This window comes from Rhizobium sp. BK456, assembly GCF_014194045.1.
Taxonomy (GTDB): Bacteria; Pseudomonadota; Alphaproteobacteria; order Rhizobiales; family Rhizobiaceae; genus Rhizobium; species Rhizobium redzepovicii.
On record NZ_JACIAO010000007.1, the window covers coordinates 155893 to 168628 of the forward strand.

The window sequence follows — 12736 nt, forward strand, 5'->3', positions numbered from 1 at the left end:
TCAGATTCCCAGGACGGGCAATACTTCCGCCCCGTCAGGAATTCCCATGTCAGCCTCGGAGCTGGGGTTAGTTGCGTCGGCAGACAGCGATGCCGGCAATCCATAGGCATGGCAGACAGAGCCGCGTTGCGCCACCAGCAGATATTTGCGATGGCCTGAAAGATTCAGACTTTTCAAGAGAGCCTCGAATGGAAGCAGGCATGATATGGCTGACGCTTTTGCCCTTTGCAGCAATTTTCATCGCGGCGCTGATAATGGGGCAAGGCAGGAGGTTATGGATATCAATTGCAATCGCCAGCTCAGCCTTGGTGGTCGGAGCGCTGTGCCTGTATGGCAATGCCGTAAGAGCCTCTTGTGAAATTAACGAGAGCGAGTGTGTGGGTGCGACCGCAACTGCTTGGCTCATCGCCTTCGTATGGAGTGCTCCAACCCTTGGATTCGTTCTCAAGCTTGTGGCTCAAATTCGTTCCCCTGGCAGAGGCAAAATTGTCGAATGATATGGCTTGAGCTGGACGAGGGCCAGGCGAATTGGCGCTATGTCGTTACCGAGCACAGGACCAACGGGTCAATTTTCTTCATTTTTTCAATAGCATCTCTGAACTCAATGCCGCTCGCAGTGGCCCAGTGCTCTGGACTTAGTCCCGGCTCCATTCTTACGCTTTCAATGATCGCGACGGTGCTGTCGTGCTTGAGCAGGTATGTTACTATCAAGTTGCCTGAGCCGATCTCGGAGGACATGGAGAGGCGATCCGGTCCGATAGCAGTTACCGCAACGTTTCGAAGAAGCGTCTTGTACTTTGTGCCATCAAAGGAAATGTAATTGCCATCGCGCACCGCTAAATAAGGACCTTCGCAGAAAGAGCCCAGGAAATGAAGCTCGCTGGCCACAAACTTAGCTGCGATGGCGCTTTCATCTGCATTTGAACACGAAGCCACAAACCCCACCATAGCTAACATCAAGGCAATCGAATGCTGATGATGCCTTTGCAGCGGCCTAACTCGCAGCGTTCTTTCGGCAGTCTCGCTCATTAAATAACTCGTGCAAAACACAACGCCTTCTGAATAACCGAGAGCATAAGACAGCTTGTTAATGACTTTGGTCAATTTTAAGTGGTTTTGCGGATTTCCTTGCAATCGATCATCCTCCAGATTGCGCACGTCAGGATGAGGGCTGATCGGTGTGCCTCTGTGGTCTGCAGGCCGTCCCTCCACAGCATCAGACATTTCCTAACGAGGGCGCCCTCTCTCCAGCCTCATTCTGAGGTGCCCCGAAGGGGCCTCGAAGGACGAGGCTGGCCACGCACCGGTACACAAGCCGCGCGCGCCTACCGAACCGGCAGCTCGTAACTCCGCTTCAGCGTTTCCATCGGCACGTCGGTCTTGACGCTGAGGACGCTCGGGATGCGGGTCAGGTGGTCGGCCTGGAAACGCCAATAGCTGTGAAGATCGGCGGTGACGATGCGCAGCACGGCGTCGCACTCACCCGTCGTCAGGTAGCACTCCATCACCTCGGGAAACCGCCGGACCGCTTCGGCGAAGCGCAGCGTGACCTCGGCATCCTGGGTCTTGAACCATACGCGGGCGAAAACCGTCAGCCCCGCCCCGACCTTTGCCGGGTCCAGCACAGCAACATACCGATCGATAACACCCGCCTCTTCCAAGAGCCGCACGCGGCGCAGGCAGGGCGAAGGCGACAGCCCTACCTCCTTTGCCAGTTCGACATTCGAAATGCGCCCGTCGCGCTGAAGCACGCGCAGGATATGGCGATCGATCGCATCAAGGAGGTTCGGCACTTTATAGCTCCGAGTTCTTTCATAGTGGCATAATATGCCAAATAATCGCAATTTTGAGGCTTCTTCGCAAGCTCGTTGCGCAAGACATAACCTATCGTTGCAAGCATCGATATGGAGACGGTTGATGGCAAGACAGATAGATAAAATCGTGCTCGCTTATTCCGGCGGCTTGGATACCTCGATCATCCTCAAATGGCTGCAGGCGACCTACGGATGCGAGGTCGTGACCTTCACCGCCGATCTCGGCCAGGGCGAGGAGCTTGAGCCGGCGCGGGCGAAGGCAGCAATGTTGGGGGTCAAGGACATCCGTATCGTCGATCTGCGGGAGGAATTCGTTCGCGACTTCGTCTTTCCGATGCTGCGCGCCAACACGCTTTATGAGGGGCAGTATCTGCTCGGCAGTTCCATAGCCCGGCCACTGATTGCCAAGCATCTGGTCGCCATAGCCCGGCAGGTCGGTGCTGATGCCGTTGCCCACGGCTCGACAGGCAAGGGCAATGACCAGGTCCGGTTCGAACTCGCCGTCAATGCACTCGATCCGTCGATTGAGGTCGTTGCTCCCTGGCGCCAATGGAGCATCCGCTCCCGCATGCAGCTTCTGGAATATGCCGAGATGCATCGGATCCCGGTGCCGAAGGACAAGCGCGGCGAAGCGCCCTTCTCAATCGACGCCAACCTGTTGCACACCTCTACCGAAGGCAAAATCCTCGAAGATCCGGCCGAGGCCGCGCCCGAATACATCTATCAACGCACAATCGATCCTGTCGACGCTCCCGATACCCCCGAGACCGTCACCATCGGCTTCGAAAACGGCGACCCTGTATCCGTGAACGGCCAGGCGATGACACCCGCTGCCTTGCTCACAGAACTCAACAGCTTCGGCGGTCGACATGGCGTAGGGCGGCTCGATCTCGTCGAAAACCGCTTCATCGGCATCAAATCGCGAGGCATTTACGAGACGCCGGGAGGCACGATTTTGCTTGCGGCGCATCGCGGCATTGAATCGATCACGCTCGATCGTGCCGCCGCACACCTCAAGGATGAGATCATGCCCCGCTACGCCGAGCTGATCTACAATGGCTTCTGGTTCTCTCCCGAGCGGGAAATGCTGCAGGCTCTGATCGACCGGAGCCAGGACTTCGTCAGCGGCGAAGTGACGGTACGGCTCTACAAGGGAAGCGCTACGGTCATCTCCCGCACCTCGCCCTGCTCACTCTATTCCGCCGATCTCGTCACCTTCGAGGAAAGCGCCGTCGCCTATGACCATCACGACGCCGAAGGTTTCATCAAACTCAACGGATTGCGGCTCAGGAGCTGGGCAGCCCGCAACGGCAGATGAGCCTGCCTTGCGTCGGCGCGTTGGCAGCCGCGACCGGGAATCCGATTTCAAACGATCTTAAAAAGACACACGAAAAAGCTAATCGATTTTAATTTTATCATTAAAATTTTCTTGTTGCGGCGCAAAAGAATTTAGACATTAGCTATATCGGATGCTCACTGTGTTCGTTGGAAGGAACTCGCATGACTGTGACATTTCCGCTTACTGAGAAGCGCGATGCGGAGGCGTTGCTGAAGCACTTGACGATGCACAAACTCAGTTTTCCGGGAAACTGCGTCGTGTCGCTCAAAACGCATATCGCGCAGGTATCATCCTCGCATACAACAGCACTCGGCACTGCCCGTACCGCCTGGTAGCGATTGAATATTCGGGCTTCTTGCCCGATCTCCGTGCCACTCGCTCATGCTCAGGATCGAAGCAATCCTGCTGGACGGACTTGTGTGGAGAGGATGGGCCGAGCGCGCCGACAACAGCCTATCTCGCTGCAGGCAATCCCATGCCGACGAGCTTCAGGATTTCCTCGACCTTCGCATCGGGATCGGCTCCGGCTTCGACCTGGCCGTCTATCATCAGCAAGGCAAGGCCATGCGTCAGCGACCAGAGGAAGAGCGCGGCGTTCGGCACGTCCCCGGGCCGTCATCCTCGGCGCCGGGTTCGACACCTTCGCACTGCGCAATCCTCATGCCGGCTTGAAGGTCTTCGAAGTCGATCATCCTGCCACGCAGAGCTGGAAGCAGCGGCGGCTGAGCGAGATAGGGGTGACGCAAAATCTGCCGACATTCGTTCCCGTCGATTTCGAGCAGGAAGATCTCGGAACGCGCCTGGTCGATTGCGGTCTCGAACTCGAAACGCCCTCCTTCTTCATCTGGCTCGGCGTCGTGCCCTATCTCACGGAACCGTCGGTGTTTGCCCTGCTGCGCTTCGTCGCCGGCCTGCCGAGCTCGTCCATCGTCTTTGACTACAGCGAACCCTTGGAGAACTATCCGCCCGAACGCCGCGCCCGCGCCGCGGAAATGGGGTCGCGCACGGCCGCTGCCGGCGAGCCATGGCTGACGCACTTCGATCCCAAGCAGCTCGCGGACCGATTGCTGAGCCTGGGTTTCCGATATCTGGAGGATATCGGCCCGACCGAAATGGCCAAACGTTTCTTCGGCCTGCCCGCAGATGCGCCGGATCGCGGCGCCGGTCCCCATGTCGCATTCGCCGGTAAATAGGAACGGACCCAAGGCTGCCGCTCGCTGCAGGCGGCCATTGCTCCGCTTGCAAAAATTCCTATTCTGGCCGCCGCTATCCCGGCCGCTGCGACAGGAAATTTGGATTGTCTCATGATGACTTCGAGTCACCCCGACCTCAGCGACATCCACCATGGCGACTGGGTGGATCGCCGATTGCCGGTCGCATGGCGGCCTTATACGCGGCTCGCGCGGCTGGATCGGCCGGTCGGAATATGGCTGACGCTTTTCCCGTGCTGGGCTGCCCTCATTCAGGCGTCGCACGGCCTGCCGGACCTCGGTGAACTCGTGATCTTCTCTCTCGGCGCCTTGCTGATGAGAAGCGCCGGCTCCACGGTCAACGACATCGCGGATCGGAATTTTGACGCTCACGTTGAGCGGACCCGTTTTCGGCCGCTCGCAAGCGGCGATATCGGTGCGATGCACGCCTTCGTCTTTCTGGTCGCCGAACTGATGCTCGCGGCCTCGCTTCTGTTTTTCCTGACGCCTTACACGCGTTTGATCGCGATATCGGTTCTGCCGCTCGTCTTCGTCTATCCGCTCTGCAAGCGCTTCACCCATTGGCCCCAGGCCGTGCTGGGCGCGGCGTTCAACTGGGGCATGCTGATGGCATGGGCCCAGATTGCCGGCCATATCCCAGCCGGCGCTGTGCTGATGTGGGCCGGGGCCGTCGCCTGGCAGATCGGCTATGATACGGTCTATGCCTATGTCGATGTCAGGGCTGACACCCGCCTCGGCCTGAAATCGACGGCAATCCTGTTCGGCCGGCGCGGCAAGTTGTGGATCGGCTTGTTCTATGCTCTGGCCGTTGCGGCGTGGTCGCTCGGGGGTTGGCTGCTGGAGATGTCGTCGCCTTATACGATCGGAATGCTGGTGATCGCAGCCCAGCTTGCGTGGCAGACCCGGCGGATCGACCTTGCCCGCCCGGACCTGAATTATCGCCTGTTCCTCGCCAATATCCTGACGGGCGTGCTGCTCGCCGGCACGGCTCTGTCAGGCACATGGTAGACAGCTCGAGGACGTGACGCCGATGACCTATTTTAAACAAGCCGCGTTCGCGGCCACCATGATGCTGGCAGCAACGATGACACCCCTGCATCAGGCCCATGCTGAGCAATGCGACCAGGAGACTTTCGAAGAGGCGAAATACGTCGTCTGCACGCTGCAAACGGGGAAAGCCGACTTGCGCCTGTTCTGGAAGGGCGCCGATGGCGAGCCGTACCGGACTTTTTCAAGCCTTGCCGAAGCCGTTCGCGCCGAGGGGAAGACGCTGGTGCTGGCCGTCAACGCCGGCATGTACCGGGCCGATTTTTCGCCGATGGGGCTGTATGTCGAAAACGCCAGGGAATTGAAACCCGCCAATACCGCAAAGGCCGAAAGCTCCGCCGGCCAGGTGCCGAATTTCTACAAGAAGCCGAACGGCGTATTCTTTCTTGGTGAAGCAGGCGCCGGCATACTGCCGACCGATGAATTTCTGAAAAATGCGCCCAAGGTGCGGTTCGCCACGCAGTCCGGTCCGATGCTTGTCATCGCCGACAAGCTGAACCCGATCTTGATCCCCGGCTCGACGGATCGAACCCGCAGAAGCGGTATCGGCGTCTGCGCGGCCGGCACGGTCCGCTTGGCAATCAGCGAAGACGGAGTGAATTTCCACGATTTCGCACGGCTCTTCCGCGACCAGCTGCAATGCCCCGACGCGTTGTTTCTCGACGGCGGAAACGGTGTCGGGCTCTACCATCCGGCGATGGGCCGCAACGACCGCTCCTGGCACGGCGGCTACGGCCCGATCCTTGGGCTTGTCGAATAACCATAGCCTTCATCAGGGCGCCAATCAGCTGGCCGAAACATTTGGTCGCACGTCGATATCGACCCTGACACCATAGTGCTCCCCATCAATGCCTACCCCCTCCCCGCACGCGTCATTTCGGCCCGCATCCAGCTCGAGTCTCCCCAGGTGGAGAGCCAGATCATCAGGTCGGTTAGGGCACCGATGACGGGCAGGAGCAAGGCGTGGCGCAGGCCCCGTCTCTTCTGGCTGTCTTCGGCTTTCCTGAGATGCGCCAGCTCCTGTTCCTGGATCGACGCGATGAGGGCGTGAAGTTCGGGATCACGCTGGGCGAGGAGAAGGCCAGCTGGTCTTCGAGATGGCGATGGACCGTGCTTTCCACCGCCTGTGTGCAAATCCAGATCATGTTGCGCCCGCCAAGCGCCGTCAGGATGCCGAGCACGGAACCACCGAGGCTCCAGAAGGCCATGACGCGACACGGCCTGGCGCGCCTTGCAGGCATGGCCTCGCGAAACAGCCGGCAATGCTCGATCTCGTCCTCGCGCATTTCTTCGAGCGCCGGCACGATGCCGGGAAACAGCCGCCGGGCCATCAGGATTTGGGCGCCATAGATCCTGATGGCGCCGAACTCGCCCGCATGGTTGACCTTGAGAATGCGACGGACGGTGACATCGGGGTCGCGCATTCCCGCGTTGCTCGACGGATTGATCATAACCACTCTGCCCCGGTTCCCTTGCCGGCAGTAGGTAGGATTGCCGCCGTGATCGTCAAGAGGCGCCGCGGGCCGGCCCGTCAGCCCTTGAGTGATGGGCCCTTTCAATAACCACCGGCCTCGCATAGGCTCTCCGGCAAGCAACGTAGGAAAGCCGGATGGACCATATCAATTCGCTCGCATTGCTCGTCAGCGTCTACATCGCCTCCCTCGTCAGCCCCGGACCGAATTTCATCATCGTCACCGAAACAAGCATATCGGTATCCCGCGTTGCCGGGCTCTTTGCGGGTCTCGGACTTGCGGTCGCATCCCTGACCTGGGCCGTCATGGCGATGGCCGGGCTCGGGTTTCTCCTGACCCATTTCGAATGGCTGCATATGATGTTGCAGGTGGCCGGCGCATTGTATCTGATCTGGCTGGGGCTGAAGATGATCCGCAACGCGTCCAAGCCCTTGAAGCCGACGGGACCGAGCGAAGTCGCATGGTGCTCCGCCATGCGCCGCGCTTACGTCGTCAGCATGACCAATCCGAAATCGGTGGCTTTCTTCGGCAGCATCTTTGCGCTTGTCATTCCCGCACATGCGCCCGTTTGGCTCTATTGCTTCATCGCCCTGACCTGCTTCCTTCTTTCGGCTCTCTGGTATTGCGGCCTGGCCTTTTTCTTCTCGAACCCGCGCGTTTCCGCCGGCTTCCTGCGCTTCAAGGTCGGCATGGAGCGCGTGATGGGCGTCGCCCTGAGCTTGATCGGCGACCGCCTGCTCTTGGTTCGCTGACGGCATCCCAATTTAGCCTTAGAGATGGCCAGTCGCTCGTCAGGTCGCAGGCGAAGCCGGCAATGCTTCATGAATGTCTTCAGGAATGAAGCCGCCGGTCTGGCGTTTCCACAGACGGGCAAACAGGCCATCGCGTTCGACCAGTTCCTCCGGTCTGCCCTCCTCCACGATCCGCCCGTGATCGAGCACGACGATCCTGTCCATTCTGGCGATTGTGGACAGGCGGTGGGCGATGGCAATCACTGTTTTCCCCTCCATGACGAGGTTTAGCCTTTCCTGGATGGCGGCTTCGAATTCGCTGTCGAGCGCCGAGGTCGCTTCATCCAGCACCAGGATCGGCGCGTCCTTCAGCAGAACGCGGGCGATAGCAACACGCTGCCGCTGGCCGCCGGAAAGTTTGATGCCGCGATCCCCGACGAAGGCGTCATAACCCTTGCGGCCCTCGCCGTCGGCAAGATCGGCAATGAAGGCATCGGCGCTTGCCATCTTCGCCACCTCTTCGATCTCGTCCCGCGTCGCCTCCGGCCGGCCGTAGCGGATATTGTCGCCGACCGACCGGTGCAGCAATGCGACGTCCTGCGCGATGACCCCGATGGCGCGGCGAAGGCTCGACTGCGTGACCGCTCGAATATCCTGCCCGTCGATCAGGATCGCGCCGTCGCCGATGTCGTAGAAGCGCAGGAGCAGATTTGCGAGCGTGGTCTTGCCGGCTCCGGAGAGACCGACCAGGCCCACCTTCTCGCCGGGCCGCACCGTCAGCGACAACGCATCGATGACCGGCTTGCCCGACTTGTAGGCGAAGTGGACTTTTTCGAAGCGGATCTCCCCGCGGCTGACCGTGAGACTCGACGCATCCGGCCGGTCGGTGATGGTCGGCGGCGTCGTCATGACCGGCATAGCGTCCTTGATCGTGCCGATCGCCTGGAAAATCTGCTGTCCCATCTGCAAGAAAGTAAAGGTGTGCCCGGACAGCCGGTGCAGGATATAGACCGCGCCCACGAACTCGCCAACCGTGAGAAAGCCGTTGATGAGCCCGGAAAAGCCGATAGAAAGCATGGCGAGCCACAGCATCATGTTGAGCGCCACGACGATCAATTCCGACGTGCGGTAGATGCGTTGCTCCCTGTGCTGCGTCTGCACGGATTTCTGGATGATTCGTCGGATAGCACCCGCTTCGCTGTCTTCAGCCGCAAACTGCTTGATCATCTGCATGTTGGTGTAGAGATCGGTAATAGCACCGGCGACAAGGCTGCGCTGCTTGGCGGTGCGCCGCGAACGCTCAGTAAAGACCGGCGCCATCCTGGTGGCGAGCGCTACATTGAGCGCGATCCAGATGACGACCGGCAGGGCAAGCTGCCAAGACAAACTCACCAGCAAGAGCACCGAGCCGACCATCTGCAACAGGAAGCGCGGAATGGCCTGGAAGGCGACAACGATCTGCTGCTGGACGGAAGACGCCACTTGTGACAGGCGCGAGGAGACCTGCCCGGCAAAAACATCGTGAAAGAAAGCGAGATCCTGCCGCTCCACCGCCTTGTGACCCTGCCACTGGATGGCGGCAGGCATACCGACACCGAGCGTATGCGAATTGAAAGTGTTGAGAAGAAACGAGGCGATTGGCATGGCTGGAAAAATCAGGAAGCCGAGGAAGGCAAGCAGCGGCCATTCACTGTTCAGGAAAGCAGGCGCGCCCTTTTGGGTCACACCGTCGACAATGACCGCAAGTCCCCAGACGATCGTGAGGTTGATTGCTTCGATTGCCATCGAGGAAAACGCCAAAGCGATGAGAACGCCTCGAAACATCGAAATGAAGTGCAGAAGGACGGCCACAGGCCCGTTAGAAGGAAGCGGTCGGTACGGAATGTCGAGCGGCCGGATCCAGGTTTCAAAGGGACGGTAGATCGCATCGGAAATCGACATGGATCGCTCGGATCAAAAATTGGGAGGAAGCGTGGACTCGGCTACGCCAAGTCGCATGGGATCATCTTTCGGCCGCCATCTCAACTAGAAATTTCATAAATTAACCGAACGGGCTCGCGAGCGGAGGGAAGCGAGGCGCTTGAAAGCCCAATTGTGATCGTCTCGCGATTGGGGCAGGATGCCCGGAAGAAACAGCTGGATGGAACACTCATGCTGACGGGCTCATGTCATTGCGGCAAGGCAAGCTGGACGCTCGAAGGCGATCCCGGCTCGATCACCGCCTGCAACTGCACCCTCTGCCGCCGTTACGGCACCCTCTGGGCCTATGATTACGAAGGAGAGCGTATCGCTCTCAGCGGAGAAACCGCCTCCTATACCCGCTCGGGCCGGGAGACGTCGTCTCTCGAAATCTTGTTCTGCCCATCCTGCGCCTGCGTCTTGAGCTGGCGCGGCCTGCGGCTTCAAAAGGATGGCCGCCGGCGCATGGCAGTCAACATGCGGCTTGCGCCGCCGGATCTCGTCGCCGATCTGCCCATCGATCATTTCGACGGCCTGGACACGTTCGAAGATCTTCCATCCAAAGGGCGCTGCGTGCGCGACCTCTGGTTCTGACAGCGGGGCATCTATTGATTTCGCGCAGGCGCCTCAACCGCGCCGGGCCGCCTCGATCGCGGCGACATCGATTTTCCTCATCGTCATCATCGCGTCAAAAGCACGTTTTGCCTGACCACCGCCTGCCGCCAGCGCTTCGGAGAGGACACGCGGCGTGATCTGCCAGGAGACACCCCATTTATCCTTGCACCAGCCGCACTCACTTTCCTGGCCGCCATTGCCGACGATGGCGTTCCAGTAGCGATCGGTTTCTTCCTGATCGTCGGTTGCGATCTGGAACGAGAAAGCCTCGCTGTGTTTAAACGTGGGACCCCCGTTCAGGCCGATGCAGGCAATACCCGCGACGGTGAATTCAACGACCAATACATCCCCCTGCTTGCCATCCGGATAATCTCCCGGTGCCCGAATGACGGCGCCGACGGCACTGTCGGGAAACGTCGCCGCATAAAAGCGGGCCGCCGCCTCGGCGTCTTTGTCGTACCATACGCAGATCGTGTTCTTTGCCATTGCGCGGGTCCTTTCGCGTTTCGTTTCGAATTCCCTCGGTGAAATAAGAAGCAAACCGTGTTTCTCCAGCCCTTGCAGCTTATTTCCTCGGCGACAGCTGAGCGCTCCTAAATCGCCGAACCCTCGGGTCGCCATGCCATCATTCAGGTTCGATTCGGGGGCTTTGCACTAAGGAAGATCGCGGTGGTTCCGACGGACGAGTTTCGGACGGGCCACCTTGACCCACCCGCCAAGGCGGGTCGACGCGGTTGGATCCGGCGAAATAAAGGATGATGCGGTTACCGCCAGGGTCGAGCAGCTCCGCCTCGCGCCACAGCCAACTCTTGTCCTCGGGTCCGCTCACGAATTGCAGGCCGGCCTCGCTAAGGCGGCTGACCGTCTCGTCCAGGCTCTCACACTCGAAATACACTGTGGTTCCGCCACCGCCACTTTCGCCCTGATGCAGCGAGAAGGTGCTGTCCCCGTCCGGGCAGAGGAAGCGTGAATACCGTGGACGGGCATCAACGACGGGCCTCAGACCGAGGACGCTGTAGAAGCTCCAGCCCAGATCGAGGTCAGGCATCGTAACGGTCACCTGATTCAGGCGCATGATCTATCCTTCTCGGCTGAGTTCTCCCAAAACTGCGCGGCGGTGCCATGGCCGCGACGTCCATAAAAACAAGAACCTGAAACCATCGCCTGAATCAAATTCTAAACGACACGCTTTTTGTGTCCTTGCCACAAAACTCGTGTCAGACTGCGTAAGCTGCGCATCGCCTGCGCGCCGATCGAAAGGCTGACCATGCATAAATTCACCGTTGCCCTCACTCGGGAGATCGAGGCCGATACCGCCGAAGAGGCCGCCCTGCTCCTGTATCAGGAACTTTCAAAAGGACCGCTCCCTGACTGCTACGCCGTCACCGACGAGACGAGCCTGACTATGGAGGTGAAGCTGGATCGAGAAAAGGCGGATGAATTCGCCAGCATCGATCACACCGCCGACCCCGGCAACTGGTAAGGACCCGCCGTTCACGGGGACGGCCGGAGGAGATCCCCACTTTGCGCCGGGAGCGGAAGTGCGGTAGGTGCAAATCCCCTTCTCCGGCGCGAACGCCGGATGACGACAGCCCTCCATCGGAATACCGCAGCAAGGAAAAACTGTGACCTCACCAATTAAAATAGCGGTCGCCGGCGCGAACGGTCGAATGGGTCGCGCCGTCCTGCCGCTGCTGGCGGCCGATCCGGCTTTTGCAGTCATTGGCGGCATCGGTCGCCCCGGCTCGATCGGGGAAGGGCTGATCGACCGTTCGGACGCGATCGCGACCGCCGACGTGATCCTGGATTTTACCACGGGACGTGCCGCTGCCGAACTTGCCGGCTTGTGCGCCTCGGCCGGCGGACCGGCCCTGGTGATCGGGGCGACGGGTTTCGAACCGGACGAACTCGAGCGGATCATGGAGGCCGCCCGGACGATTCCCATTCTGCGCTCCGGCAATTTCTCCATCGGCCTGAACATGCTGCTCGGCCTCGTTGCCCAGGCCGCCCGCGCCCTTCCCGCGCAGGGCTGGGATATCGAAATCCTTGAAGCCCACCATAACAGGAAGATCGACGCGCCGTCCGGCACGGCGCTGATGCTCGGTGAAGCCGCCGCCGAGGGCCGCGGCGTCTCCCTCGCCTCCGTCGAGCGGCGCGGCCGCGACGGCATCACCGGCGAACGGCCGCCCGGCGAAATCGGCTTCGCCGTCCTGCGCGCCGGCGGGCTTGTCGGAGAACACAGCGTTCTGTTTGCCGCCGCCGAGGAAGTCGTGACACTTTCGCATTCGGCGCTCGACCGCGGCATGTTTGCCCGCGGCGCACTTGCCGCCGCCCGCTGGGTCGCGGGACGCGCGCCCGGCGAATACAGCATGCAGGATGTCCTCAATCCGGCCTGAGAAAGGGCGAAGAGACAGGGTTGACCAGAGGCTTGAAGCGCGTCGTTGAATCAAATTCTAAGCGCGTCCCTGGTTGTGCCCGGCCTCCAAGAGAGCCTCATCCTGAAGTGCCCCGTAGGGGCCTCGACGGACAAGGCGGGCGCTCCGGCAGC

The 12736-nt window shown here is 60.2% G+C and carries 14 protein-coding genes and 3 pseudogenes; 9 read left to right on the top strand and 8 right to left on the bottom strand.

Going from position 1 to position 12736, the window contains the following annotated elements; genetic code table 11:
- Positions 1-177 (bottom strand): hypothetical protein, encoded by a 177-nt coding sequence (locus tag FHX03_RS20480; RefSeq protein WP_183855171.1) that lies wholly within the window; start codon positions 175-177, stop codon positions 1-3.
- An 11-nt stretch (positions 178-188) separates the two neighbouring features.
- On the opposite strand from FHX03_RS20480, the gene FHX03_RS20485 reads away from it, so the two are divergent.
- Positions 189-497, top strand: a complete 309-nt coding sequence (locus FHX03_RS20485) for a hypothetical protein (protein ID WP_183855173.1) — start codon at positions 189-191, stop codon at positions 495-497.
- Positions 498-534: 37 nt separating this feature from the next.
- Here the strand turns inward: FHX03_RS20485 and FHX03_RS20490 are convergent, their stop codons facing one another.
- Both FHX03_RS20490 and FHX03_RS20495 read right to left on the bottom strand, forming a co-directional pair.
- Positions 535-1224 carry a hypothetical protein gene (locus FHX03_RS20490; protein WP_246699273.1) on the bottom strand — a complete coding sequence of 230 codons (690 nt, stop codon included), beginning with the start codon at positions 1222-1224 and terminating at the stop codon, positions 535-537.
- 101 nt (positions 1225-1325) lie between these two features.
- Positions 1326-1793: an Lrp/AsnC family transcriptional regulator gene (locus FHX03_RS20495; RefSeq protein ID WP_183855175.1), complete on the bottom strand. Its 468-nt coding sequence runs from the start codon at positions 1791-1793 to the stop codon at positions 1326-1328.
- Between the two features lie 124 nt (positions 1794-1917).
- Here FHX03_RS20495 and FHX03_RS20500 point away from each other — a divergent pair, with 124 nt between their 5' ends.
- A complete protein-coding gene (locus tag FHX03_RS20500; protein WP_183855177.1) occupies positions 1918-3132 on the top strand; it encodes an argininosuccinate synthase in 1215 nt (404 codons plus the stop codon).
- 474 nt (positions 3133-3606) lie between these two features.
- Here FHX03_RS20500 and FHX03_RS20505 read toward each other — a convergent pair.
- Positions 3607-3765, bottom strand: a pseudogene (locus FHX03_RS20505) (TetR-like C-terminal domain-containing protein); the annotation flags it as partial.
- Here FHX03_RS20505 and FHX03_RS20510 point away from each other — a divergent pair.
- The 3 genes and pseudogenes from FHX03_RS20510 to FHX03_RS20520 form a co-directional block, all read left to right on the top strand.
- Positions 3762-4346: pseudogene (locus tag FHX03_RS20510) on the top strand (class I SAM-dependent methyltransferase); the annotation flags it as partial. The pseudogenes FHX03_RS20505 and FHX03_RS20510 sit on opposite strands and share 4 nt — an antisense overlap.
- A gap of 111 nt (positions 4347-4457) precedes the next feature.
- Positions 4458-5372 (top strand): 4-hydroxybenzoate octaprenyltransferase, encoded by a 915-nt coding sequence (ubiA, locus tag FHX03_RS20515; protein WP_183855179.1) that lies wholly within the window; start codon positions 4458-4460, stop codon positions 5370-5372.
- Positions 5373-5394: 22 nt separating this feature from the next.
- Complete coding sequence (locus FHX03_RS20520) at positions 5395-6171, top strand: phosphodiester glycosidase family protein (protein WP_183855181.1); 777 nt, start codon at positions 5395-5397, stop codon at positions 6169-6171.
- Positions 6172-6263: 92 nt separating this feature from the next.
- Here the strand turns inward: FHX03_RS20520 and FHX03_RS20525 are convergent.
- A pseudogene (locus tag FHX03_RS20525) lies at positions 6264-6862 on the bottom strand (demethoxyubiquinone hydroxylase family protein).
- Positions 6863-7020: 158 nt separating this feature from the next.
- Here FHX03_RS20525 and FHX03_RS20530 point away from each other — a divergent pair.
- Positions 7021-7635, top strand: coding sequence for a LysE family translocator (locus tag FHX03_RS20530; protein WP_183855183.1), 615 nt, complete (start codon positions 7021-7023; stop codon positions 7633-7635).
- Between the two features lie 39 nt (positions 7636-7674).
- Here FHX03_RS20530 and FHX03_RS20535 read toward each other — a convergent pair whose 3' ends face one another.
- Positions 7675-9555, bottom strand: a complete 1881-nt coding sequence (locus FHX03_RS20535; RefSeq protein WP_097625942.1) for an ABC transporter ATP-binding protein — start codon at positions 9553-9555, stop codon at positions 7675-7677.
- Between the two features lie 210 nt (positions 9556-9765).
- Here FHX03_RS20535 and FHX03_RS20540 point away from each other — a divergent pair, with 210 nt between their 5' ends.
- On the top strand, positions 9766-10167 hold the full coding sequence (locus FHX03_RS20540) for a GFA family protein (protein ID WP_097625943.1): 402 nt from the start codon (positions 9766-9768) through the stop codon (positions 10165-10167).
- Between the two features lie 33 nt (positions 10168-10200).
- Here FHX03_RS20540 and FHX03_RS20545 read toward each other — a convergent pair whose 3' ends face one another.
- Complete coding sequence (locus FHX03_RS20545; RefSeq protein ID WP_183855185.1) at positions 10201-10674, bottom strand: VOC family protein; 474 nt, start codon at positions 10672-10674, stop codon at positions 10201-10203.
- 139 nt (positions 10675-10813) lie between these two features.
- Positions 10814-11263: a VOC family protein gene (locus tag FHX03_RS20550; protein WP_097625944.1), complete on the bottom strand. Its 450-nt coding sequence runs from the start codon at positions 11261-11263 to the stop codon at positions 10814-10816.
- Between the two features lie 192 nt (positions 11264-11455).
- Between FHX03_RS20550 and FHX03_RS20555 the strand changes: the two genes are divergently transcribed.
- The gene (locus FHX03_RS20555; RefSeq protein WP_097625945.1) at positions 11456-11671 is read left to right on the top strand and encodes a hypothetical protein; all 216 of its coding nucleotides are present in this window, start codon (positions 11456-11458) and stop codon (positions 11669-11671) included.
- A 142-nt stretch (positions 11672-11813) separates the two neighbouring features.
- A complete protein-coding gene (gene dapB, locus FHX03_RS20560) occupies positions 11814-12584 on the top strand; it encodes a 4-hydroxy-tetrahydrodipicolinate reductase (protein ID WP_183855187.1) in 771 nt (256 codons plus the stop codon).
- Positions 12585-12736 lie beyond the last annotated feature (152 nt).

Excerpts from the sequence above, each read along its gene's own strand:
- FHX03_RS20485 (WP_183855173.1), top strand. The coding sequence starts at position 189 with ATGGAAGCAGGCATGATATGGCTGACGCTTTTGCCCTTTGCAGCAATT.
- FHX03_RS20490 (WP_246699273.1), bottom strand. The coding sequence starts at position 1,224 with ATGTCTGATGCTGTGGAGGGACGGCCTGCAGACCACAGAGGCACACCG.
- FHX03_RS20500 (WP_183855177.1), top strand. The coding sequence starts at position 1,918 with ATGGCAAGACAGATAGATAAAATCGTGCTCGCTTATTCCGGCGGCTTG.
- ubiA (WP_183855179.1), top strand. The coding sequence starts at position 4,458 with ATGATGACTTCGAGTCACCCCGACCTCAGCGACATCCACCATGGCGAC.
- FHX03_RS20520 (WP_183855181.1), top strand. The coding sequence starts at position 5,395 with ATGACCTATTTTAAACAAGCCGCGTTCGCGGCCACCATGATGCTGGCA.
- FHX03_RS20530 (WP_183855183.1), top strand. The coding sequence starts at position 7,021 with ATGGACCATATCAATTCGCTCGCATTGCTCGTCAGCGTCTACATCGCC.
- FHX03_RS20535 (WP_097625942.1), bottom strand. The coding sequence starts at position 9,555 with ATGTCGATTTCCGATGCGATCTACCGTCCCTTTGAAACCTGGATCCGG.
- FHX03_RS20540 (WP_097625943.1), top strand. The coding sequence starts at position 9,766 with ATGCTGACGGGCTCATGTCATTGCGGCAAGGCAAGCTGGACGCTCGAA.
- FHX03_RS20545 (WP_183855185.1), bottom strand. The coding sequence starts at position 10,674 with ATGGCAAAGAACACGATCTGCGTATGGTACGACAAAGACGCCGAGGCG.
- FHX03_RS20550 (WP_097625944.1), bottom strand. The coding sequence starts at position 11,263 with ATGCGCCTGAATCAGGTGACCGTTACGATGCCTGACCTCGATCTGGGC.
- FHX03_RS20555 (WP_097625945.1), top strand. The coding sequence starts at position 11,456 with ATGCATAAATTCACCGTTGCCCTCACTCGGGAGATCGAGGCCGATACC.